Below are 22057 nucleotides of genomic sequence, written 5' to 3' on the forward strand. Positions count from 1 at the left end.
TGAGCTTATTCTTTCCAATATTTTTCTATCCACCCAACTGGCAAAATAAAGTGACGCAGATGACGGAGCGGTCTTTTTAAGTTTTTAGGCTCAGTGAGTCTTTTCAAATGATCTTTGGCATTGTTGGCAGCGTTTTTGTTATATCTGCCTTCAATAGCATGCGTCGGATACAAATCACCAGGGAAAATGACGATGCGTGCGCCTTTAGGAATTTTTGGTTCCTTAATATAGTTAAGCGGGAATGGCTGACGACATTTGCGTCTAAAATGAGCAACCCACGCCTTTGGAAACAGCTTGACGCCACCTGGCGCGTTGCGGGTAACAAAGCGCTGCTCAAAACGATATTCATCAGCGACACCTTGCGGATCGGCTTTGAACTTTTCTTGTAATGAGACAAGTGACCCTATTTTAAATCTAAAGCAAGACGTCTGACCCAAACGTTCTAATGGATTACTTGGGTTATAAGACAAAATAACGTCATCTGGCTCGCCATATTCAAAGAAAGGATCGAGACTATCTACTATAATCACATCCAAATCTACAAACAGCACTGTGCCTGTCAAATCACCCAGCTTCTCACCCCACAAGCGAGATTTCGGCCACTTACCAAGGGTATTGGTCGGCATAGTGACATCTAGTGGTGGCAATTCTTGACATTCGATTTCTGGACGCACATCAGTCGTATCATCTGTAAAACAGACAAAACGAAACGGTGGTGTGATGTTACGAGAGACCATGCCATATAATTTATTGGCATAATCAGCGCCGTACTTTGTACCCCATTTAATACAAATAATTTGTTTGATATTATTATTATCTGCTGTACTAGAATCTATTGGCATTGACTGCTCACTTTAATCTTATGGATAAATATGACAAATATATTAGCATAAAAAAGCTGAACGATTATGCTCAGCTTTTTTGATCGGTTTAAATAATATGGCTTTTAGTCGATGAAGCTTAACCAATCCATATATTTTTCATTGCGACCATGCACAACATCGAAATATAACGTTTGTAGTTTTTCGGTCAACTCGCCACGACCACCATTACCGATAGTACGATCATCATATTCACGAATAGGCGTCACTTCAGCAGCGGTACCTGTCATAAAGATTTCGTCCGCTAAATAAAACTCATCACGAGTGATACGGCGCTCAACAACTTTGATGTCTAAATCCGCTGCGAACTGAAGAATAGTACGACGAGTAATGCCGTCTAATGCACCACCAGATAGGTCTGGGGTATGTAGGACACCGTCTTTAACTAAGAATAAGTTTTCGCCAGCGCCTTGGCACACAAAACCTTGTGGATCCATTAAGATCGCTTCGTCATAACCATTACGAGTGACTTCTTGGTTTGCCAAGATAGACACAGGATAGTTGCTAGATGCTTTTGCTTTGCACATGGTGACGTTAGGCATATGGTGAGTGTAAGAAGAGGTTTTTACGCGGATACCATTTTTGATACCCTCATCTCCTAAATAAGCACCCCAATGCCAAGCAGCAACCATCGCATTGATACTGTTTTCACGAGATGAGATACCTAGCTTTTCTGCGCCTACCCAAATCAAAGGACGGATGTACGCTTCTGCTAAGTTGTTTTGTTTGACCACATCTTTTTGTGCTTGCTCAAGTGTTGCCGCGTCAAAAGGCACATCCATTTGGAATATTTTCGCTGAGCCTAATAAGCGCTCAGTATGATCTTTTAGGCGAAAAATAGCAGTGCGGTTATCGGCTGTTTGGTAAGCGCGTACCCCTTCAAACACAGCCATGCCATAATGCAAGCTGTGCGTCAGTACATGAACTTTAGCATCTGGCTGTTCGAGCATCGTGCCATTCATCCAAAGCTTACCGTCTTGTGTTGCCATATTCATTTTATAGTCCTTATGCTAGCGCTAACGTCTAACTTTTTAGATAGGTTTTATTCAACAGTATGTGTCAACATCATATGATAACACCGCCGTATCACATTTTATGGTTAAAAATACAATTTCATTATGAATCGATACTGATGGTGAAATTATGATGTGAAGCCGATTATATCATTGGCAGTACGAGCAAATGAAATCTTTTGGTTTACATACTATTTTCATATTATTTATCGTTACTGATTTTACGGTCATTGGTTTTATAGTTATTAGCTTTATGGTTATAGACTCCCTCAAGATGTTGGTAAGGTTGTGTCTGTCAAATTGACACCCATCAAATGCTGCCATTGCGCTTGCAAAAGTGCGCGCGTCTCTTTCCATAATGATTCATCAACCAATAACGACTGCTCTGACAACGCTAACTGATGAGTGGCCGCACGAATTCTGAGATAGGCATCCGTCAGATCCTGACAAACACGCTGCTCCCAAATACCTAACGACCCCACTTCCTCGAAAATACGGACATTATCACTCCACTTAGTCAAACTTGGATACTCGTGCGAATAAGCCAGCACAGCGAATTGTGCTAAGAACTCAATATCGACTATGCCACCCGCATCTTGTTTAAGATGGAACTTGCCCGCTTGTTGTTGCCATTGGCTCGTACCCAAATGTTTTTGCATTTTTATACGCATACTGGTGACTTCAGAACGTACTTGTTCTATTGTCCGTGGTAATGCCAACACATCTCGACGAATATCACAGAACTGTGCTGTTACTCGCCTATCACCACAAATGGCGCGTGCACGAACCAAAGCTTGATGCTCCCACGACCATGCTTTTTCAAACTGATAGGTTTCAAAAGCATGGCAGGATACTACCATCATACCTGCGTTGCCTGAAGGACGTAAACGCATATCAATCTCATAAGCGCGGCCATCTCGCGTTTGAGTATTGAGATAATTCATCAATTTTTGTACCAGACGTGCAGCGAATTTCATGCCACTCACCGATTTCTCACCAGTAGTCATACCCTGCTCTTTTATTTTATGCAAGAACACCAAATCCAAGTCTGAAGCATAGGACAACTCTAGCCCGCCAAGTTTGCCATAGCCGACGATGGCAAAGCCGCAATCTGCCTCTGTAACTGGATCACCATCTTGACCAATAGGATAACCATAACGCTTCACAAGCTCCGCAAAGGCCCGCTCAAGTGCAGCCTCTAACACTACTTCTGCAATATAAGTCAGGGAGTCCGATACTTTCATGATTGGACGCTCAGCCAACACATCGCTGGCCGCCACAGCCAATACTTGGTTCTTTTTGAACAGTCTTAGGACACTGAGTAATTCTTCTTCATCATTAGGTTCAACCCGCAATAATTGTTGACGCAAAATATCACGCAATTCAAGTTTGTCAGGCAAGTGACGATAACGCTGCTGTAAGAAGCTATCTAAAAGTACTGGATACTGTGCCAGCTCTTTTGCAATCCATGGACTGGCTGATAACATCGGAATCAACTCAACCGTTGCGTTCGGGTTTTCTGCGATCATGACCAAATATATAGAACGGCGACAGATCGCTTCAAGCAAGGCGATAAGGCGAGGTAAAGCAGTATTCGCCAGTTGCTGCTGCTCTTGGTGCGCAAGTAGCGCATGTACGATGACAGGATATGCATCATCCAAGCGCTCGCGGGCTTCCTCGCTTAAGTTGGCAACCATTTTTGACTGCCAAAAGTCTTGTAGCAACTTGCCATTGTCTTCTGTCAGTACTTGATATAAACGCGCAATCTGTTTGTCCAGACGCTCCGGTCCAATATCTGTCTCTTCTTGAGTGGGGACTTGGCGTTCAGTCACCATGCGTTCAAATGGCACATTGACATTGTTTCGATGCTGATTGAGAGTGCTTAGTAGCGCTTCCCAGTTATCAAACCCAAGTGTGATAGCAAGGTTGTGCTGCCATTTTGGATCATGTGGTAAACGCTGAGTTTGCTGATCATTGATGGCCTGAATACCATGCTCAAGCCGGCGCAAAAACCGATAAGCCGCTTGCAACTGTTCATAAGTTGACGTTTCTAAATATCTAAGTTCACACAATACTTGCATCGCTTCTAAGCAAGACTTGATCTGTAACTGCGGATGCCTACCTCCATAAATTAGCTGAAAGGCCTGTACAATAAACTCAATATCTCTGATACCGCCTGCACCAAGTTTGATATTATCCAAGTCCTCACGCTGAGCCACTTGGTTCTGAATGAGTGACTTCATCTCTCGAAGCGCTGAGAACGCACTATAATCCACATAGTAGCGAAAAACGAATGGTTTGATGAGCGCTTGTAATTCATCATAGAATGGCTGGTCTATGTGGCCTACTACTCGGGCTTTTAACCACGCAAAACGCTCCCACGCACGTCCATGCAAAGAGAAGTATTTTTGTAGCGCCGATAAATGGATGGCCAAATCACTACCATCACCCCATGGACGCAAACGCATGTCGACTCGAAAAGCAAAACCATCAGCCGTTTTATTGTCTAATAGTTTGATAATGCCTTGACCGAGTCGCGTCATAAAACGCTTGTTGTCTATACTTCGTGTGCCATTTGCCTTGTTGCCGTTGGTTTCTCCGCGAGCCTGATGAACAAAGATGAGATCAATATCACTCGATAAATTAAGTTCATGAGCACCAAGCTTACCCATCGCCATGATTGCCATGTCATCAATTTGCACATTACCTTGAGCGTTAATAAAGGTTGGCTCACCGTACTGTTTAACCAAATGACGATACGTATAGTCCTTAGCAAACGAGATACAACCATCAGCAAATTCAGACAGCTCATCGGTCAATTGCTCAAGCGCAATCACTTGTAAGGCATCTTGCCAAATCCAGCGCATCATCAGCAATGTACGCAAGTGTCGTAAGCCGCTCATTACCTTTGCTTCATCAACCAATTGATAGTTCTCATCCAACGTATAGTCTTGAATCAGATCATCAATTTGCTGGCGCGTTAAAGTCTGGTCTAGAGGATAGCTACGTAAAAACGTTTGACACGAGACCGTCCGGCTCTCCCAAATCTGATAAGCAAAGCTACTTGCCGTTTGCAATGTTTGTAGCTGCGCCGCTGTCGGCTGACAATCTGTCGTATTGTTCATAGGTGAAGGCATAGCAGGTAACATAGGGACATAAACTCCTTGCATAGAGTGATAAGACTACGTGAAGCTCGCGCATAAGTTTATTGTTTTTTCTTACGAAGCAGTCACTGTATCCAATAACAGCACTTAATAATAACTGTGGGATATAAAACCACATTTCATGGCAGTGCGCCTAGTTGCTTTGAGTGGCTTTATGGTAGCATAAACAACTTTAGCACAGATGATTGATAAAAATTCTATGACCACCACTACGCCCTTACTCCTCATTACTGCCGACCCAAGCCACCCGCTTGCCAAGCTAGCGCTGCGTTATGCACGTGCCTATCTTCAAAACGCTAAAAATGCAGTTGCTGCAGACGAGCAGCACAATGACAGCGACCACTCCAAAATAAAAAAAGCGTCGTTAAATATCTTTTTTTATGGAGATGCTGCTCATATTGCAAATCGTTTACGTTGGCAGTCTGCTGACCAAATCAATTTGACCAAAGAGTGGCAAAATCTCGCTGAGCAATATGAATTATCGCTACCCGTTTGTGTCAGTACTGCCCTCAGTCGCGGTATCACTGATGCTGATAACAGCGCACGTCATCAGCTTGATAGCGACAACCTTGCCGCAGGTTTTGCCTTAGTTGGACTTAGCGAGCTCGCCATGATGATGCAAGAGAACAATACGCTGATGCAGTTTTGATAAAGTGCAGCTTTAGCAAAAAGCAGCCTTAGATAAAGGCCAGTCAGTGACTACACAGATTAGGAAGTAATCATGAAATTATTAATTCAGCTACATACGGCGACTGAGATGGCCAGTTATGAAGGCTGTGCGCTTGCGCTAACCCTAGCAACTTTTGGCCATGAGGTGCAGCTTTATTTGGATGCGCCCGTCTTTGGCCTATTGATGCAGCCTGAATCACGTTTGCATGGCATGATTCAGTCGCTTGATCTATATGATATGCCAGCCGCATGGCTCCCTGATGATGTCTTTAGTGGTTGGGTGACGGGCATGCTACCAGCAGATTTGGCCTCTCAATTAACATTGATACCAGAAGTGGTGAACACTCAAGATTTTGAGCAGATATTGCGATTTTGATGACAAGTAATATCACCAAATAGATCACTATTTGACCCAACGCCTAATATTAAAATAACAACAGCTGGACATACCTATGGCAACCTTATATCAGTTACACAGTACAATGGATACGCTTAGTCACGCTACCGAAGAGATGGCACGTACATGGCGTGCAGGTGACAGTGTGATACTGCTCGGCTCAACCATCGCTTTTATCGATTGGTTTAATGCCCATTTAGAAGAGAGCGAAATACAGGGTATTGCTGGCATCTATGCACTAGCAGATGATGTGGCTCAGCTAACCACCAATACCAGCGCTAAGCTCAATCTAGATGCCAAACTAAATGGTTTATTAACAGATTTGGAATGGGTTAATTTAACCCAAGACAGTCAATTCGAGAAAGTGGTGACGATTACCTTATGAATAACGAAAATATGACCCACGATTTGAGTACCGTGGCATTGGATCAGGACGGTCATTTATGTGACCATAATATTTGGACACCTGCTATTGCGCAGCAACTCGCTAATACCTTAGATGTGGTGTTAGAGACTGAGCATTTGCAAATCTTACAACAGGTACGAGCGTTTTTTGATAAGTTCAATCACGCACCCGCCACACGCCCGCTCATTAAATGGCTACAGAAAACGCTGCCAACCCATGACATTAGCAACCAAAAGCTTCAGCAGTTATTCAATACAGGGTTGGTTGCTCGCCATGTCAATCGCTTAGCTGGTCTACCCAAGCCGCCCAACTGTTTATAAAGCTCTGGTCATTTTTATACGTGTCTATAGATATAGGACATGATATTTGATTAGCCAATCAACAGAGCGTTATTTTGGATCATAGACAGTCAATGTCTCATAGCCAATACTGCGCCCCTCGTCACCAGAGAAGCCTTGCTGACGCCATATTTCATACAAGCATATTGCCACGCTATTAGACAAATTCAAACTGCGTGAATCAGCAAGCATCGGTAATCTCAGCCAATTGTCTGCGCCGATGTCTTCACGAATATCGTCAGCCAATCCTGCGGTTTCAGACCCAAACACCAGAGCGATATTAGGCATTGAGTGGTTTTCTACCTCTTCAGTGCCTCGCTGTCCGCTAAAATCATAGTCATAAAAAGGCTTACTAAGCTTGGTGGTCAGCGCGGTAATCGTTCGACAGTCTGCAGCTTGCAATGCCTGTCTTGCCATTATCCAATCATCGTGTACTTGCAAATGCGCATACTCATGATAGTCCAGACCGGCACGGCGTAGTTTTTTATCATCAAGCTCGAACCCCAAAGGTCTCACCAAATGTAGCTGCGCGCCTGTATTCGCACACAAGCGGATAATATTGCCTGTATTGCTAGGCATCTTAGGGGCTACCAGCACGATATGGATGGTCATAATACTCCTCAAGTAATCAAAGCAAACTGTTGTTTGCCTTATATATGGTGTGTAATGAAAAGTTACAGTTTACTAGCGATAATTACATTTTGATACTGTGCAGCGTTTTTAACTTTCACTATTATGTCGGTAACGGATAGCGAGATAATATTTATACATTATCATTTTATTCATTACCCCCTCAGTGAAGTTTAAGCACCTGCTTAGGTCACTGTGATTATTTATAAAAACCCATTTTTGAGGATACTATTATGAAAAAAGTAATTATCGCATCTTTAGCTGCTATGTTTGTTCTAACTGGTTGTAACACTTTTAAAGGTTTAGGCCAAGACGTATCAAGTGCTGGCAGTGCTGTATCTGGTAGTGCACAAGAAGTACAAAACAAAATCTAAGTGTTAACTACTTAGATGTTCTAGAGGGCTTATCATTAATTTGATAAGCCCTTTTTTTATTGTAAGTTTTTTAAGATGTTTCAGCTGTAAACTGCTGCTTGATAATATGGCGATCAATATTCACTGTCATAAAAACTCTCGTAATATTTGATTTAAGTAACGCTGCCCTAATGCGGTCGGCTGTAGCTGCTCAGTACTGTCTATCAATAATCCCTGCGCTATCAGTTTTTTCACTTGCACATCAATGTCATCGTAACTAAGACCCGTTCTAGCTTCAAACAACGACCACTCTACCCCGCCATGCAAACGTAGTACATTCAGCATGAACTCACTGACTAGCTCGTCACTGGCAATTTTCTGCCAACCAACCATTTTTGGGGCAAGTTGTTGAATGGACGAATACTCAGTTACTGGTAAATCTTTAGCCTCAACGTTAGCGGTATCATGACTGTCAAACTCGTCATTTTTAACCATATAATCTTTAGGCAAGCGCGACTTACTAAAACGGTAAATACCAGACGCTTCTAGCAAGTTATTTTCTAATCTACTGTCTGTTTCTACAGGACGTAGCCTACTCTCAGTTAAGTTTAAGCCTATATTACCAACCGTTACCTTACCATGCGCGCCAGCGCCAATCGCCAAATAGTCACCAAACTGCCAATAGTTAATATTGTGACGACATGGCTTGTCTGAGGAGCCCACCCAAGCTGAGACTTCATAATTGCTATAGCCCAAGTCCTCTAAAAGCGCTTGACCAGCTTGCTCAATATCGGCCAAATTGTCTTCATCTGGCAAAATAGGCTGACTGCGATAGAACACTGTGTTGGGCTCAATGGTTAATTGATACCAAGAAATATGGGTAGCGCCTGCTTCATGCGCCATTTCAATATCAGTCAATGCCTCATCCATCATTTGCTGCGGTAATCCATGCATCAAATCCACATTGACTCGCTCAAAACCCGCGGTACGAGCAGCACGAATTGCTGATAGTGCCTGAGCAGGGTCATGGATACGACCAAGCGTTTTCAATTTATCAGCAGCAAAGCTCTGTACCCCAATAGACAACCGATTGATACCCACTTTCAAATACTCAGCAAAAGGGGCATGCTCAAGCGTACCTGGATTGGCTTCCATCGTCACCTCGATGTCTTCAGCAAAGCTAAAAATACGACGTAAGCCAGAAAACAAACGCTGGTACTGTGCAATTGGCAGCAATGAAGGGGTGCCCCCGCCTATAAATATTGAGCTGATTTCACGCTCTTGCGTCAGTGACTGTTGTAATCGAGCATCCAGCAACAGCGCGTCTACGTATTCATCATACATAGACAGCTGAGAATCTTCTGGTAGCTCGTGTGAATTAAAGTCACAATAAGGGCACTTTTTGACGCACCACGGGATGTGAATATAAAGTGCTAGCGGAATGGCTTTCACGTCCCATACACTCACCATAGAATCATTAAAAGGTCTATTGCTACTTAAGAAATGAGCAGATTGAGTATTTGACATAAACGAAGGGTTCTTTAATAAAGGTATCTGTGAAAAAGCTGTCTGCAAAACGGTCTATACAAATAGGTGGCTGATGTTATCAGCAGAAAGTAGCGCTAGGATAACGGCTAGATGATGTAAAGAAAAGCGCTGCGATAATAAATTTCTCAACAAAACCACTCATAAAAACCGATGTTAAAACGATTGGCTTACAGGCAACATGTTAAAAACGCATTAATCAGACGTTTACGACAAATAACTGACCATACTATAAGGATACAACACATGGCTTATTGGCTGATGAAATCCAACCCGAAATTTTTTGGTATTGAAGATTTAGAGCGATTAGAGACAGACGACTGGGATGGCGTTCGTAACTACCGTGCTCGCAATTTTATGCGTGATGACATGCGTGTTGGCGACAAAGTTGTCTTTTATCATTCTAGCGCCAGACCGTCAGGCGCAGCTGGCATCATGACTATTAGCAAAGCAGGATTTCCTGATCCCAGCCAGTTTCATCCTGAACATCGCCATTACGATCCACTGACGACTGAAGACGCGCCGCGTTGGTATATGGTAGAAGTGAGTTTTGAGCTGGCTTTCATAGATGTTTTACCTTTATCAGAGCTGAAGTTTTTGCCAGCACTTGAAGACTCTTTACTCCTTAAAAAAGGTTGCGAGCAGCTTACTATTATTCCACTTGAGCCAAAACATTGGCACGCCATTGTGTCTATGGCAGATACTCTTGGCCTACTGCCAGACGAGGCCAACGTCTATCTGTAAGGGTAATATATAAAATTTTATGTTGTAAGTTAACACTTATCCACGTGCGTGCTGTATAAATTTGCTATATTGGCGAGCACAGACTTTTTATCTGCTTACACTTTTTATAACTGTTATATAACAACGCTAGGATTTAGTTATGAGCGCACCCAAACTGCTATTGTCTGCCTTAACCCTCAGTATGCTCAGCTTGACGCTCAGTGCTTGTGGTAGCGATGGCGACAAGGCCAAAGAAGAGTACGACCGCATAGAAGATCAGGTAAAAGACGAATATGATCGTGTGGAAGACAAAGTAAAAGAAAAATATAAAGAAGTTGAAGACAAACTCAGCGATGACGAAAAATCTATGGCTGAGATTTTAAAGTCAGTATTCTTGCCAGAAGAGTCACTGGATAATTTCTTAGACAAGCTGACACCAGAAGGTGGACGTGGTGGTCTGTATGTTGGACACTTCGTTGAACTCAATGATGGTGACAGCAACGATACTGATATTGGCGCCGTATACTTTGACATCAGTAAAGATGGGGTTGGCAGTGTTGACGGTAGCATTAGCTATCAGCAACAAGCTTGCCAAGAAAATAATAGCTTGGGTGTAAATTCAGCCCTAAAAGTCGATAATTATATCGCTGGTAAAGTGACAGGCAGTCTCGATACTTTAGAGTTTTTGGATGTTAAGTATGTTAATGAGTTAGGGATAGAAACACCAAACTTGCTAACTACCTTTGCTGGTAGTTTTGAAGAAAAAGAAGCAGGCTCACCGTGGAAAGGCAGTTTTGAATATCAAGACGGATTAGGCGGCAAAACGCTATCGAGTGGCGAAAACAATTGTAATGTGACTTATACCATTAGTGCTCGTTCCAATTTTAGAACCTACCCTCTGGACTATGAACTTGGTCAAATGAACCTTGATATTGTCGGTAATGGAAATCAGAAAAATGTTACTTGGAAAAACCCTGCTAATACTCAGCACGTATTAATCAGTCAAATCGACGTCAATAAAGCAGAATCGGGTGCTAATGGCTATGTACAGAATCTGGTATTGAGTAATCTTGAAACCCAGTTTGCGCCTGTTATTTCTGACAAATCAATTAACTACGCGATTGTCGTACAAGCATTTGACGCGAATAATACACTAATCGGATATCAAGCAGTGGTACAAGATTTACCAGAATCTTTATGAGCTAATATTTTAGTGATAACAAACGCTTCTTTAACGTTGACATCATAGCCTAGCTTCTTTACCATCTTCTTTACTTATAACCTGTCTATTCACTTTTTGAATTGACGGGTTATTTTTATTTTTGTGCCTTTCATTTTATTTTCAGACTTTGCCCTTATAGGCTTGCTTCTACTGTTTATCAAATTATCATCATTGGCACAACTTCTATCTTACTGTCCGCTATTGATTTGCTGATGACCATATTTGTTCATCAGCAATGACGACCACAAAGAATAAAAAGTTGCTCACTATGGTTTTCCCATTATCTTTTAAAGACTTTAAAAGCTACAGCTTCCGCTTAGGCGTGCTTGCGCTTCCTATTTTGATTACTCAATTTTGCCAAGCAGCGCTCGGTGTCGTAGATGCCATTATGGCGGGTCAAGTCTCTGCACTTGATTTAGCGGCCGTGGCTGTTGGATCTGGTATCTGGCTTCCTCTATTTTTATTGGCTTCTGGTATTTTAATCGCAACCACACCGCTGATTGGTGAAGCGATAGGTAAAGATCAGCACAGTCAAGTACCACATATCACACAGCAATCTTTATGGACTGCTGGTGTCCTTGGTATTATTGGTTTCATCGTTGTCAATTTAGCGCCAAATGTACTCGGAATCATGGGTGTACCTGAGAACATTCAGCCAATTGCCACGCAATATTTGCATGGTGTCTCCTTTGGTTTCCCTGCTTTGGCTGTCTATGCGGTACTGCGCAGCTATTGCGAAGCACTTGGTCGACCTGAGCCCGTGACTGTCATTAGTATCATCGGCTTACTTGCCGATATTCCTCTGAACTATATTTTTATTCATGGTTTATTTGGGATGCCTGAGCTTGGCGGCGCCGGTTGCGGGGTTGCAACTGCCTTAGTTTTATGGATAAACGTGTTACTACTCGCTACTTATACCAGTTTTACTAAGCGTAAACAGTTTGCCAGTACTCGCTTTTTTTATGCGTTTGCCAGTCCTAATCGTGCACAGATCAAAAAACTTCTTAAGCTTGGTATTCCTATTGGTGTGTCCATCTTTTTTGAAGCCAGTTTATTTAGCTTGGGCGCACTCGTCATCAGTCCATTGGGCGAGCTGGCAACTGCGTCGCATCAAGTCGCATTGTCTGTCACCTCACAATTGTTCATGATACCTATATCAGTCGCGATGGCATTAACCATCATGGTATCTAATCGCTTTGGCGAAAAAAACATGATGGCGCTACGTCAAGTGCAAGCCACTGGTCTCATATGGACAGTATTGATTGCCATTATTTGTATGCTTGGAATATGGCTATTTAGACCACAATTGGCAGCGGCCTTCACTGACAATCCAGCCGTGATGGCTCAATCTATGCATCTGCTTATTTTTGCGCTCGCTTATCAGCTCTTTGATGGCTGGCAAGTAAACATCGCAGGGATATTGCGCGGTATGCAAGATACTGCCGTACCCATGTTGGTCACGCTATTTTGTTATTGGTTAGTGGCTCTACCACTAGGTATTTATTTGGTGCGCTTCACTGATGTTGGTGCACAGGGATTTTGGATGGCATTGATTAATGGTTTGGTTTTGTCGTCTATCTTACTCACATTACGACTACGTTATCAACAAAGACGTTTAAGAGCTTTGTGGGGTTAATCGTGTTTCGATTCATCCAAACAATACTTCTAATGATATTTACTGGCGCTATGAGGTCACATAGACTATGATAAATCGTTAATATTTTCTTACGCGTACGATAGCTTACGTCATAATATGTAAAAAAACTCAGTTAACAACTGTACATCGATTGCTCATTGACCGGAATATAGGTATCATTAGCAATTATCTACACAATATTTAGTTACACTATTTCTCGACTTTGGTACAAGGCAAAATTAAAACTATGGATATTGAAAAAATACGCACCCTGATCGCCCTTATGGAAGAAAGTGAACTGGTTAATTTAGAAGTTAGCTCAGATGATGAGCATATCAGTTTGACTCGTCACTATGATGCGCCTGCGCCAACAATGATGGCTGCGCCCGCTGCTGCTGGTGCACCAATCGCTGCTGAAGCCGCGCCTGCAGCAGTAAAAGCTGGTAGTGTTGAGACATCGCCAATGGTAGGTGTTTATTATTCAGCCCCTAGTCCTAATGATCCGCCATTTGTAAAGGTTGGACAAAAGGTACAGGCTGGTGACACCTTAGGAATTATTGAAGCGATGAAAATCATGAATCCTCTTGAAGCGACCCAAAGTGGTGTCATTGACGAAATCTTAGTGAATAACTCAGAAGTGGTACAGTTTGGTCAGCCTGTCGTACGCTACAAAGCCTAACGACTATTTTTGCCATACTTTATCTCATGATGATAGAGGCTTCGTTATCTTCTATAAGATGATCTAATTTAGATTGTCTTATACTAAGTGCATTTAATTTGAATATGCCTAAGCTAGCGACTCTATCAATGAATGCCGCTTCGACAAGGATGAACCCATGATAAAAAAACTGCTCATCGCCAATAGAGGTGAGATTGCCCTGCGTATCGTTCGAGCTTGTAAAGCTCTTGGAATAGAAACTGTAGGTGTCTATTCCACGGCTGATGCAAACTTAATGCATTTGCGCTTTGTTGACGAAGCAATCTGTATTGGCAAACCTAACGCCAGTCAGAGTTATCTTGACATCAATACCATTTTGACCGCAGCCGAAATCACTGGCGCTGATGCCATTCACCCTGGCTACGGCTTTTTATCCGAGAATGCTGAGTTTGCTGAACGAGTTGAAGAGGCAGGTCTGACCTTCGTTGGCCCTAACGCTGATCATATTCGTTTGATGGGTAACAAAGTATCAGCCATTAACGCGATGAAAAAAGCAGGTGTACCGACTGTGCCTGGCTCTGTGGGTGCCGTTACGTTACATAATGCTGAAGAGCAAGCACGCAATATTGGTTTTCCATTGTTGATTAAAGCCGCTTCTGGCGGCGGTGGTCGTGGTATGCGTGTGGTTGAACGTTTCGAAGATATCGTTGGTCAAGTACAAGCTGCCAAACAAGAAGCAGAATTGTGGTTTGGCGATGATACTGTTTATATGGAGCGTTATCTACAAAACCCGCGCCACGTAGAAGTACAGGTATTGGGTGATGGCAACGGCAATGCTATTCATTTGTATGATCGCGATTGCTCGCTACAACGTCGTCACCAAAAAGTATTAGAAGAAGCCCCTGCTCCTGACATCCCTGATGATGTGCGTGAGCCTATATTAAGAGCTTGCGTAAAAGCATGTGAGCTAGTGAAATATCGCGGCGCAGGTACTTTCGAATTTTTATTTGAAAACAACGAGTTTTTCTTCATCGAAATGAACACTCGTGTTCAGGTTGAGCATCCTGTCACCGAAATGATTACAGGTATCGATGTGGTCGTTGAACAGCTTAAAATCGCTGCTGGTTATGGATTGTCTTATCGTCAAAGCGAGATTGAGATTCAAGGACATGCGATTGAATGCCGTATCAATGCTGAAGATGCAGCAACCTTTGTTCCTTGCCCTGGTACAGTAAGTCAATTGTTTGCCCCAAGTGGCGCAGGCGTTCGGTTTGATTCACACCTATATCCTGGCTACGAAATACCGACTTATTATGATTCGTTGATTGGCAAACTGATTTGCCACGGTCAAACTCGTCAGCAAGCGGTATCTAAAACATTGCATGCACTTGATGAATTGGTCATTGAAGGCATCAAAACCAACATCCCTCTACATCGTGACGTGATTTTAGCAGATGATAATTTTGTCAATGAAGCACAAAATATCCATTATCTTGAAAGAGAGCTTTTAACAGCGAACAAAGCAAAAAAACAATCCTAGATTGAAAATGTAATCTATCAAAATAAAAAAACCGCTATTTAAAATAGCGGTTTTTTATTTTAAGAATTAAGGATAATTCCTATAGCTGGTTAAGGCAATATTCTATTGAAGTTCATAAAGCACTCATTACCATCAGGATCGGCACACCACTGCATTTTGTTGCCATCATGATTCACAAATGCAATTAACGCTTCATCCGTTTGATCAATTTTATTACCAGAACAATCTACTTCGTTATTATCATAGATAGTTTTAATAGCGATAATAGGTAGTCCCTCTTCACGATGTGTGATGAGATAGCGACCGTATGTCAATTCTTTGCCACTGACAGTCCATACCTCATTATCTGCTGCAAAATTATATAGCTCGCGACATTGATTGGAGACTTTAGTAGATGCGATCAAATCTTTGTTAGGATTTGATTGAATATTAAGCGCCCGTTGCTCATCTTGGGTGAGAATACCGCCTTCTGATCCTGCCACTATTCTAGGCTCATCTCTGTCAACGTTCTGTCCATCGACTAAGGCAGCAGCCTGTCTGGCTTCAGCCTCTTTCGTCATGGTGATCTCGCTGTCTAAATCTATCTCCCATTGTCCAGCGATTGCAGGACTGATATGAGTAGTAATCGTTGGCTTACTAATGACTTCACCATTCGCTGGTAATGACGCCAACAAAGCTGCTAATGAAAATGAAGCAAATGATATAGGTTCCATAATTAACCTTTTATTTATAATAATATGCGTTATATACATTAGCGTAAGTCTTAGACACCAAAAATACAAGTAACATTATGCTATTGATGATGACTTAGCGCACGCTAAAATAATGCATCATTATAAAGTGCTACATCAGAACCCTAGTGCTTTTATAGTAAAAAAAACACCATCACTGTACTTGCATATAGCAAGGAGCGATGGTGTCATTAATACAAAGGGCCAATACCGTTATATAACTATAACTATTAGGCGGCAGCGGTGCCTACTGCTTGGGCAAAAGCAGATAACGCGCCTTTAAGCATTGCCGATACCGTACTGCTACAAGTGCCAATACCTGAATAAACGTCACCATCTACATTTAATTGAATGTAAGCTGCAGCGTTTGCATTTGTTTTATTGTCCCGATTGGTATCATCATCAATGCCGTTACCATTATTGTGCTGCGGATTGATTGCATGCTCAGCGTAATTAATGATGTGGAGTGATTTGCCTGTATGCTGTGCAAGACCATCAATAAAAGATGATAGTGGACCATTACCAGTACCATCGATGTTGATGATATCACCATTCATTTGTACTTGACCGTTAAAATAAACTTCGCCACCTTTATTATTAACACTATAATCTAATAGCTCAAACTTGCCCTGCTGTAGATATGTGTCTTCAAAAGTCTGCAAAATCTCGTCATTCTGTAACTCACGCGCTACGGCCTCAGCTTGTTTTTGTACCACACCGCTAAAGTCAATTTGCATCCAACGTGGTAAGTTGAACCCATAATTACGCTGCAAAATGTAAGCGACACCGCCTTTACCAGATTGGCTATTGATACGTACCACATCTTGATAACTACGACCAATATGCGCCGGATCAATCGGTAAGTAAGCCACATCCCAAACATTATCGGTCTCGTCTTGATGCTTTTCATTGTAATCAAGCGATTTTTTGATGGCATCTTGATGTGAGCCACTAAAGGCGGTAAATACCAATTCGCCCACATAAGGATGACGCGGATGTAAAGGCAAGTTATTACACTCACTTACCACCTGTACAATTTCGCTCATATTACTAAAATCAAGCTCAGGATCGATACCCTGACTAAACAAGTTCATGGCCATGACCATGATATCCATATTACCTGTACGTTCACCATTACCTAATAGCGTCCCTTCAATACGATCAGCACCCGCAAGGACGCCAAGTTCAGCAGCAGCCACGGCACAGCCACGGTCATTATGTGTGTGCAAGCTGACAATAACATGCTCACGATGGGCAAGATTGCGGCAGAAATACTCAACCTGATCAGCAAAAACGTTCGGCATTGAGGCTTCAACCGTCGCTGGTAAGTTAAGAATGACCTCTTGTCCTTGCTGCGGCTGCCAAATCTTACAAACAGCATCACAGACCTCTACGGCATATTCAGTTTCTGTTTGGCTAAAGCTTTCTGGTGAATATTGAAAAACCCACTCTGTTTCAGGATATTTTGCTGCATATTCTTTTAATAGCTTGGCGCCAGTGATAGCGATTTCTTTAATTTCATCTTTGTTTTTAGCATAAACTTTTTCACGTTGTACACGGCTGGTTGAGTTATAAACATGGACCACCGCACGCTTTGCGCCTTTCAATGATTCGAAGGTACGAGCAATTAAATGCTCACGAGCCTGAACCAAAACTTGCAAGGTCACATCGTTTGGCACATGATTTTCTTCGATAAGTTTACGAGCGAAGTCAAATTCAACCTGTGCCGCTGACGGAAAGCCAATTTCAATCTCTTTAAATCCAACTTCTACTAGCGTATTAAAAAAACGCATTTTTTGTTCAATGGTCATCGGATCAATCAGTGCCTGATTGCCATCACGCAGATCCACACTTGCCCATATTGGTGATTTCTCGATCGTCTTGCTTGGCCAAGTGCGATCTGGTAACGATGGTGCAAAAGCAAATGGACGGTATTTACGGAAATCAAAAGCGGCACTTTTTGGTGTCATCTTGGTGGTCGCTTTGGCAACGGTGCTGGTGGCTTGGTTAGACATAATCAATCCTTAGATGATATGAGATTTTAGATATTTAATTGGACAGTTTTTTATTAAAGCATTATGTATCATACGAGATAACCACTGTATCTGTCATTATAATAGCAAAGTTTAAGCTACAGAAATCCGCTTTTTTTCATGCATTTTTGCGTTATTTTAGTGGAAAATCTTGTATTGGTCGTTATAATTAGATAAATTCTCTAGCATGATAATAAATTATGATAAGTAGTCATTCAGATACTGCTTTATTGGTAGATTTAGATGAGACCGATAAACAACTATTGCGTTTATTACAGACACAAGCTCGAATGAGTATTACTGAGCTGGCTGAACGTGTCAATCTTTCGGCAACTCCCTGTGCGCGCCGTATTAAGCGCTTAGAAGATGCAGGCATCATCACAGGCTATCACACCAAAACAGATGCACAAAAAATTGGTTACCCACTGGCGGTGTTTATCGCTATCAGTATGGATCGCCACACAGCAGAGCGTTTCGAACAATTTGAATCTAAAGTACAAAGCTTTGATGAAGTAGTGAGCTGTAGTATTGTCACTGGTCGTACCGAAGACTATCTGATTAAAGTTCGGGTACGCGATATGGCACATTACGAGGAGTTTTTATTACATAGGTTAAATCGTATCGAAGGCGTTGCTCAAGTCCATACCAGTTTTGAGCTACGAGAGGTATTTAGCCGTAGTGTGGTATAGGCTATCTTGAGTGTGCATTACGCCGTCATTGCTTGCCATGTAGAACGCTGAGGTACAAACATGGCAATGAGAGTACCGATAAAAGCAATCGCCGTTTTACTGGTAATAATAGGAAAAGCACGGCTTTTAAAAGCAGTTATCTAGACAGAGCCATTTTGCGGCGATAAGCACACAATCTATTGTGTTAAAACAATCAGAAATAAGAATCAGCTCATGATTTAGTGCGTTATAAGCCTTTAAGACAGATTTAAGGTACGCGTTGTCGCGGCTTCACTCTCTGTTTGTCCAAGCATTTGCACTCGCTGATCGCTGAACATATCCATGTCAGGTGCAAGCGTGCGCATGAAGCGATCGAAATACAACATCTGCTTAGTCAACAAGGCAAAATCACGGGGAAAGTGAATACCATGACGCTTACCCACTTCGACAATCTCAAGCATCATGGTATTGAGCTCATCTGCTTGCTCTTTACTATTGAAAGGAACACCGCTGGTAAAGGCTTTGTCTTCTGCCATGATAGTCTTCATCATACGTTGTAAATCATTGCCTAATGCTACGGCATCAACCTGATTACCACCATGCGTCATCTCCATATCAATCATATGACGCGCCATTGCCTGATAATCATTGTCTTGCATTGCTTGCATCATACCCATACACCCACGCCAGCTTTCAGCTTTTAATTTACCGACAATACCAAAATCCAAGAAGCCAATACGGCCATCGGTTAACAGCATTAAGTTACCGGCATGCAGATCAGCGTGGAAACTGTTACATAACATGAGACTGGCAAACCATGTATTTAAGGTATCTGCCATGACTTGAGCAGGATCAGTACAGTACTGGCGCATCAGCGACTCGTCTACCATAGAGACACCGTATAAGCGACTCATTGTGAGCACACGCTTCGTCGTCAACGTCTCATATACTTCTGGCGCCGTCACACGGGTGTTACCAGACAATACTAAAAACTGCTGAAAATCACGAATGTTTTGCGCTTCAGCGATAAAATCCGTTTCAGCAAGCATGCGTAGACGGATTTCATCAATAATAGGCGCAATACTGGCAAACTTCATAGATGGCATGAGTAGCTCAAGCAGTTTGGTGACACCATGCAAGACGCCCAAATCTGTTTGCATGATGGTCTCGACGCCAGGCTTTTGTACCTTTAATACCACCTCGGCACCATTATGTAGACGTGCGGCATGCACTTGAGCAATAGAAGCTGAGGCCAGCGGTTTTGGCTCAATATGAGCAAACAACTCATCAAGTGTTATACCGTCGACTGCCAACTCTTCCTTCAAGACTTGCTCAATATAAGCATAAGACAATGGCGTGGTTTGATCCAAACAGCTTTGAAACGCAGTGACATAATCGCGAGGAAACAATGACGGCGTACTAGCAATGAATTGACCAATTTTGATATAAGTCGTACCTAGCTGCTCGAAAGTCTCTTTTAGCAACATAGCATCAGGTTTCTCACCTTTTACGACTCTCAGTGCAGAAAGACCAGCCACGCTCGCCGTTTGGCGAACACGATTAACAACATTGAAAGTGTGTTTCAATAAATGGGGACGATGAATTTTCATAAAAAACAACTATGGTAATAAAAAGGATATTTGAGGATAGATAAAGATTAATGACTGCTACAGACAGGACACTCTGGATCTTTGCGATAGCCCATGAGACGTTGCTGCATTCGGCTACCATCCCACAATAACAGTTTATTTGTCAGTGGATTTTTGGTTAATCCTAGATATTGCAAGGCGGTATTGGCTTGCAAATTGCCCATAATAGCTGTTGTGCTGGCAAGCACACCTGAATTGGCACACGTACGTTCATCTGCCTCTATATCGTCTACCACTGAGCCAAACACACAGTGATAACACCCTGTATCTAAATGCGGTTCGAACAAAGCCAATTGCCCTTGCATCGCAATCGCTGAGGCAGACAATAATGGAATCTGATAACGCACACTAATGCGATTGATGATGTCGCGCGTGGCGAAATTATCCGTACAATCTAAAAGCAAATCAGGCTTACCTATTACCATATCAAGTAAGTCATAAGCATTGTCTTCGCTCAATCTTGCTATCGTACTTTTGACATTTATCAAAGGATTAATGCGCTCGAGCATCTGCGCCGCTGTTAGCGCTTTAGACTTATTGATGTCATCAGGTAAAAATAGAGTTTGCCGTTGTAGATTGCTGGCCTCAATCACATCATCGTCAATGAGATGAACTTGTCCAATGCCTGCACGTGCTAATGTTTCAGAAGCTGGACAACCTAGTCCGCCTGCTCCAATGATGACGATACGTGCAGACTTTAACCTCAGCTGAGCATCAACATCCCAGCCATCAAGCAGTATTTGCCGCGCATAAACCAGTAGCTCTTCGTCTGATAACTGCTCTGTCTCTAATGAGTGCGCCCTATCCATTATTAAAACCTATAATTAAAAAACCAATGACAATAAATTGGTACAGCTGAATAAAATTGGTACGACTAGATATGACCAAGCGTCACGCGATCATTACCACCATAATCTTGCACCGTCGTTACGGATTCAAAGCCATTATCTGCAAAAAGTTGACGGACAGAAACACCTTGATCGAAACCGTGCTCAATGGCTAACAAGCCCCCTATACGCAAATAGGATGGTGCTTGCTGGATAATATGTTCGATATCAGCCAAGCCATGATTGGGAGCACTGAGCGCACTGATAGGCTCAGCTTTTAGCTGTGCTAGATGTTCATCTTCCTCATCTATATAAGGAGGATTGGAGACGATGACATCGAATGATACTTTTTCGTGAGTACGAAACGCGTCATACCAGCTGCTTTGTATAAATTTGATATTGGCTACTTCATTTATAAGCGCATTGTGCTGAGCAACCTCAAGTGCTGCTGGTAATAAATCAACGGCAACCACTTGCCAGTTATCATTTTTTAACTCATGAGCAAGACTGATAGCGATACACCCTGAACCTGTTCCTAAGTCTAATAAGCGCTTAGTACTGGCATGGATTGGTGAGATATTTATCCAATCTATTACTTGTTCAATCAGGATTTCAGTATCTGGTCTGGGAATCAGCGTGTGCTCATTAACCATAAAATTCAGTGACCAAAATGCTTGCTGGCCCGTTAGATAAGCAAGCGGCATGCCTTGCTGCATCTTCGTCACACCAGCGTTAAACTGTTTTTTCTCATCCTCTGTCAGCTCGTAGCTTTCATCCGTAATCAAAAACAGCGCTGGCTTATCAATGACGTATAGCAGCCAATCGGTTAGCCAAAAAGAAGGCAATTTACTGGCGGATTCTGTATTCGTCAACTGCTGAATTTGCTGCTTTATTTGACGAATGGTCATTGATGTCATAAATAACTCTTAAACGTGCGATAAATAAAAAGATGCGACTAATAAAAAGGTATTATC

At 42.4% G+C, this 22057-nt stretch carries 21 protein-coding genes; 11 read left to right on the top strand and 10 right to left on the bottom strand.

The window, feature by feature from the left end; genetic code table 11:
* Positions 1-5: 5 nt before the first annotated feature.
* The 3 genes from CIK80_RS01140 to glnE form a co-directional block, all read right to left on the bottom strand.
* The gene (locus CIK80_RS01140; protein ID WP_062844401.1) at positions 6-842 is read right to left on the bottom strand and encodes a hypothetical protein; all 837 of its coding nucleotides are present in this window, start codon (positions 840-842) and stop codon (positions 6-8) included.
* Positions 843-946: 104 nt separating this feature from the next.
* Complete coding sequence (locus CIK80_RS01145; RefSeq protein ID WP_095568539.1) at positions 947-1876, bottom strand: branched-chain amino acid transaminase; 930 nt, start codon at positions 1874-1876, stop codon at positions 947-949.
* A gap of 287 nt (positions 1877-2163) precedes the next feature.
* Positions 2164-5043, bottom strand: a complete 2880-nt coding sequence (gene glnE, locus CIK80_RS01150; RefSeq protein WP_095568540.1) for a bifunctional [glutamate--ammonia ligase]-adenylyl-L-tyrosine phosphorylase/[glutamate--ammonia-ligase] adenylyltransferase — start codon at positions 5041-5043, stop codon at positions 2164-2166.
* 214 nt (positions 5044-5257) lie between these two features.
* Here glnE and tusD point away from each other — a divergent pair, with 214 nt between their 5' ends.
* The 4 genes from tusD (at position 5258) to CIK80_RS01170 (ending at position 6850) form a co-directional block, all read left to right on the top strand.
* The gene (gene tusD / locus CIK80_RS01155; protein WP_062845886.1) at positions 5258-5707 is read left to right on the top strand and encodes a sulfurtransferase complex subunit TusD; all 450 of its coding nucleotides are present in this window, start codon (positions 5258-5260) and stop codon (positions 5705-5707) included.
* A 72-nt stretch (positions 5708-5779) separates the two neighbouring features.
* Positions 5780-6103: a hypothetical protein gene (locus CIK80_RS01160; protein ID WP_095568541.1), complete on the top strand. Its 324-nt coding sequence runs from the start codon at positions 5780-5782 to the stop codon at positions 6101-6103.
* A 76-nt stretch (positions 6104-6179) separates the two neighbouring features.
* Complete coding sequence (locus tag CIK80_RS01165) at positions 6180-6509, top strand: hypothetical protein (RefSeq protein ID WP_095568542.1); 330 nt, start codon at positions 6180-6182, stop codon at positions 6507-6509.
* Entirely contained in the window at positions 6506-6850 is a 345-nt protein-coding gene (locus tag CIK80_RS01170; protein ID WP_095568543.1) for a TusE/DsrC/DsvC family sulfur relay protein, read from the top strand. Before CIK80_RS01165 ends, CIK80_RS01170 begins: the two co-directional genes overlap by 4 nt.
* Positions 6851-6919: 69 nt before the next feature.
* On the opposite strand, the gene CIK80_RS01175 is transcribed toward CIK80_RS01170, so the two are convergent.
* Positions 6920-7480 carry a tRNA (cytidine(34)-2'-O)-methyltransferase gene (locus CIK80_RS01175; RefSeq protein WP_062844397.1) on the bottom strand — a complete coding sequence of 187 codons (561 nt, stop codon included), beginning with the start codon at positions 7478-7480 and terminating at the stop codon, positions 6920-6922.
* A 251-nt stretch (positions 7481-7731) separates the two neighbouring features.
* Here CIK80_RS01175 and CIK80_RS01180 point away from each other — a divergent pair, with 251 nt between their 5' ends.
* Positions 7732-7872: an entericidin A/B family lipoprotein gene (locus CIK80_RS01180; RefSeq protein WP_062844396.1), complete on the top strand. Its 141-nt coding sequence runs from the start codon at positions 7732-7734 to the stop codon at positions 7870-7872.
* Positions 7873-7998: 126 nt separating this feature from the next.
* Here the strand turns inward: CIK80_RS01180 and hemW are convergent, their stop codons facing one another.
* On the bottom strand, positions 7999-9321 hold the full coding sequence (hemW, locus tag CIK80_RS01185) for a radical SAM family heme chaperone HemW (protein ID WP_095569491.1): 1323 nt from the start codon (positions 9319-9321) through the stop codon (positions 7999-8001).
* Positions 9322-9642: 321 nt separating this feature from the next.
* On the opposite strand from hemW, the gene CIK80_RS01190 reads away from it, so the two are divergent.
* The 5 genes from CIK80_RS01190 to accC all read left to right on the top strand — a co-directional run bounded on the left by CIK80_RS01190 (position 9643) and on the right by accC (position 15175).
* Complete coding sequence (locus CIK80_RS01190; RefSeq protein ID WP_095568544.1) at positions 9643-10140, top strand: EVE domain-containing protein; 498 nt, start codon at positions 9643-9645, stop codon at positions 10138-10140.
* Between the two features lie 139 nt (positions 10141-10279).
* Positions 10280-11320 carry a hypothetical protein gene (locus CIK80_RS01195; RefSeq protein WP_095568545.1) on the top strand — a complete coding sequence of 347 codons (1041 nt, stop codon included), beginning with the start codon at positions 10280-10282 and terminating at the stop codon, positions 11318-11320.
* 289 nt (positions 11321-11609) lie between these two features.
* Complete coding sequence (locus tag CIK80_RS01200) at positions 11610-12977, top strand: MATE family efflux transporter (RefSeq protein ID WP_095568546.1); 1368 nt, start codon at positions 11610-11612, stop codon at positions 12975-12977.
* A gap of 247 nt (positions 12978-13224) precedes the next feature.
* Positions 13225-13656: an acetyl-CoA carboxylase biotin carboxyl carrier protein gene (gene accB / locus CIK80_RS01205; protein WP_062844392.1), complete on the top strand. Its 432-nt coding sequence runs from the start codon at positions 13225-13227 to the stop codon at positions 13654-13656.
* Between the two features lie 157 nt (positions 13657-13813).
* Entirely contained in the window at positions 13814-15175 is a 1362-nt protein-coding gene (gene accC / locus CIK80_RS01210; RefSeq protein WP_062844391.1) for an acetyl-CoA carboxylase biotin carboxylase subunit, read from the top strand.
* An 89-nt stretch (positions 15176-15264) separates the two neighbouring features.
* On the opposite strand, the gene CIK80_RS01215 is transcribed toward accC, so the two are convergent.
* On the bottom strand, positions 15265-15888 hold the full coding sequence (locus CIK80_RS01215; protein WP_095568547.1) for a hypothetical protein: 624 nt from the start codon (positions 15886-15888) through the stop codon (positions 15265-15267).
* A gap of 248 nt (positions 15889-16136) precedes the next feature.
* A complete protein-coding gene (gene leuA, locus CIK80_RS01220; RefSeq protein ID WP_095568548.1) occupies positions 16137-17921 on the bottom strand; it encodes a 2-isopropylmalate synthase in 1785 nt (594 codons plus the stop codon).
* A 218-nt stretch (positions 17922-18139) separates the two neighbouring features.
* Between leuA and CIK80_RS01225 the strand changes: the two genes are divergently transcribed.
* Positions 18140-18628 (top strand): Lrp/AsnC family transcriptional regulator, encoded by a 489-nt coding sequence (locus CIK80_RS01225; RefSeq protein WP_095568549.1) that lies wholly within the window; start codon positions 18140-18142, stop codon positions 18626-18628.
* 236 nt (positions 18629-18864) lie between these two features.
* Here the strand turns inward: CIK80_RS01225 and CIK80_RS01230 are convergent, their stop codons facing one another.
* The 3 genes from CIK80_RS01230 to prmC form a co-directional block, all read right to left on the bottom strand.
* Positions 18865-20217 carry an AarF/ABC1/UbiB kinase family protein gene (locus CIK80_RS01230; RefSeq protein WP_095568550.1) on the bottom strand — a complete coding sequence of 451 codons (1353 nt, stop codon included), beginning with the start codon at positions 20215-20217 and terminating at the stop codon, positions 18865-18867.
* A gap of 47 nt (positions 20218-20264) precedes the next feature.
* Entirely contained in the window at positions 20265-21065 is an 801-nt protein-coding gene (locus CIK80_RS01235) for a HesA/MoeB/ThiF family protein (protein ID WP_095568551.1), read from the bottom strand.
* A 65-nt stretch (positions 21066-21130) separates the two neighbouring features.
* Positions 21131-22000, bottom strand: coding sequence for a peptide chain release factor N(5)-glutamine methyltransferase (gene prmC / locus CIK80_RS01240; RefSeq protein ID WP_095568552.1), 870 nt, complete (start codon positions 21998-22000; stop codon positions 21131-21133).
* Positions 22001-22057: the final 57 nt, after the last annotated feature.

This window comes from Psychrobacter sp. JB193 (genome assembly GCF_002285555.1).
Classification (GTDB): domain Bacteria; phylum Pseudomonadota; class Gammaproteobacteria; order Pseudomonadales; family Moraxellaceae; genus Psychrobacter; species Psychrobacter alimentarius.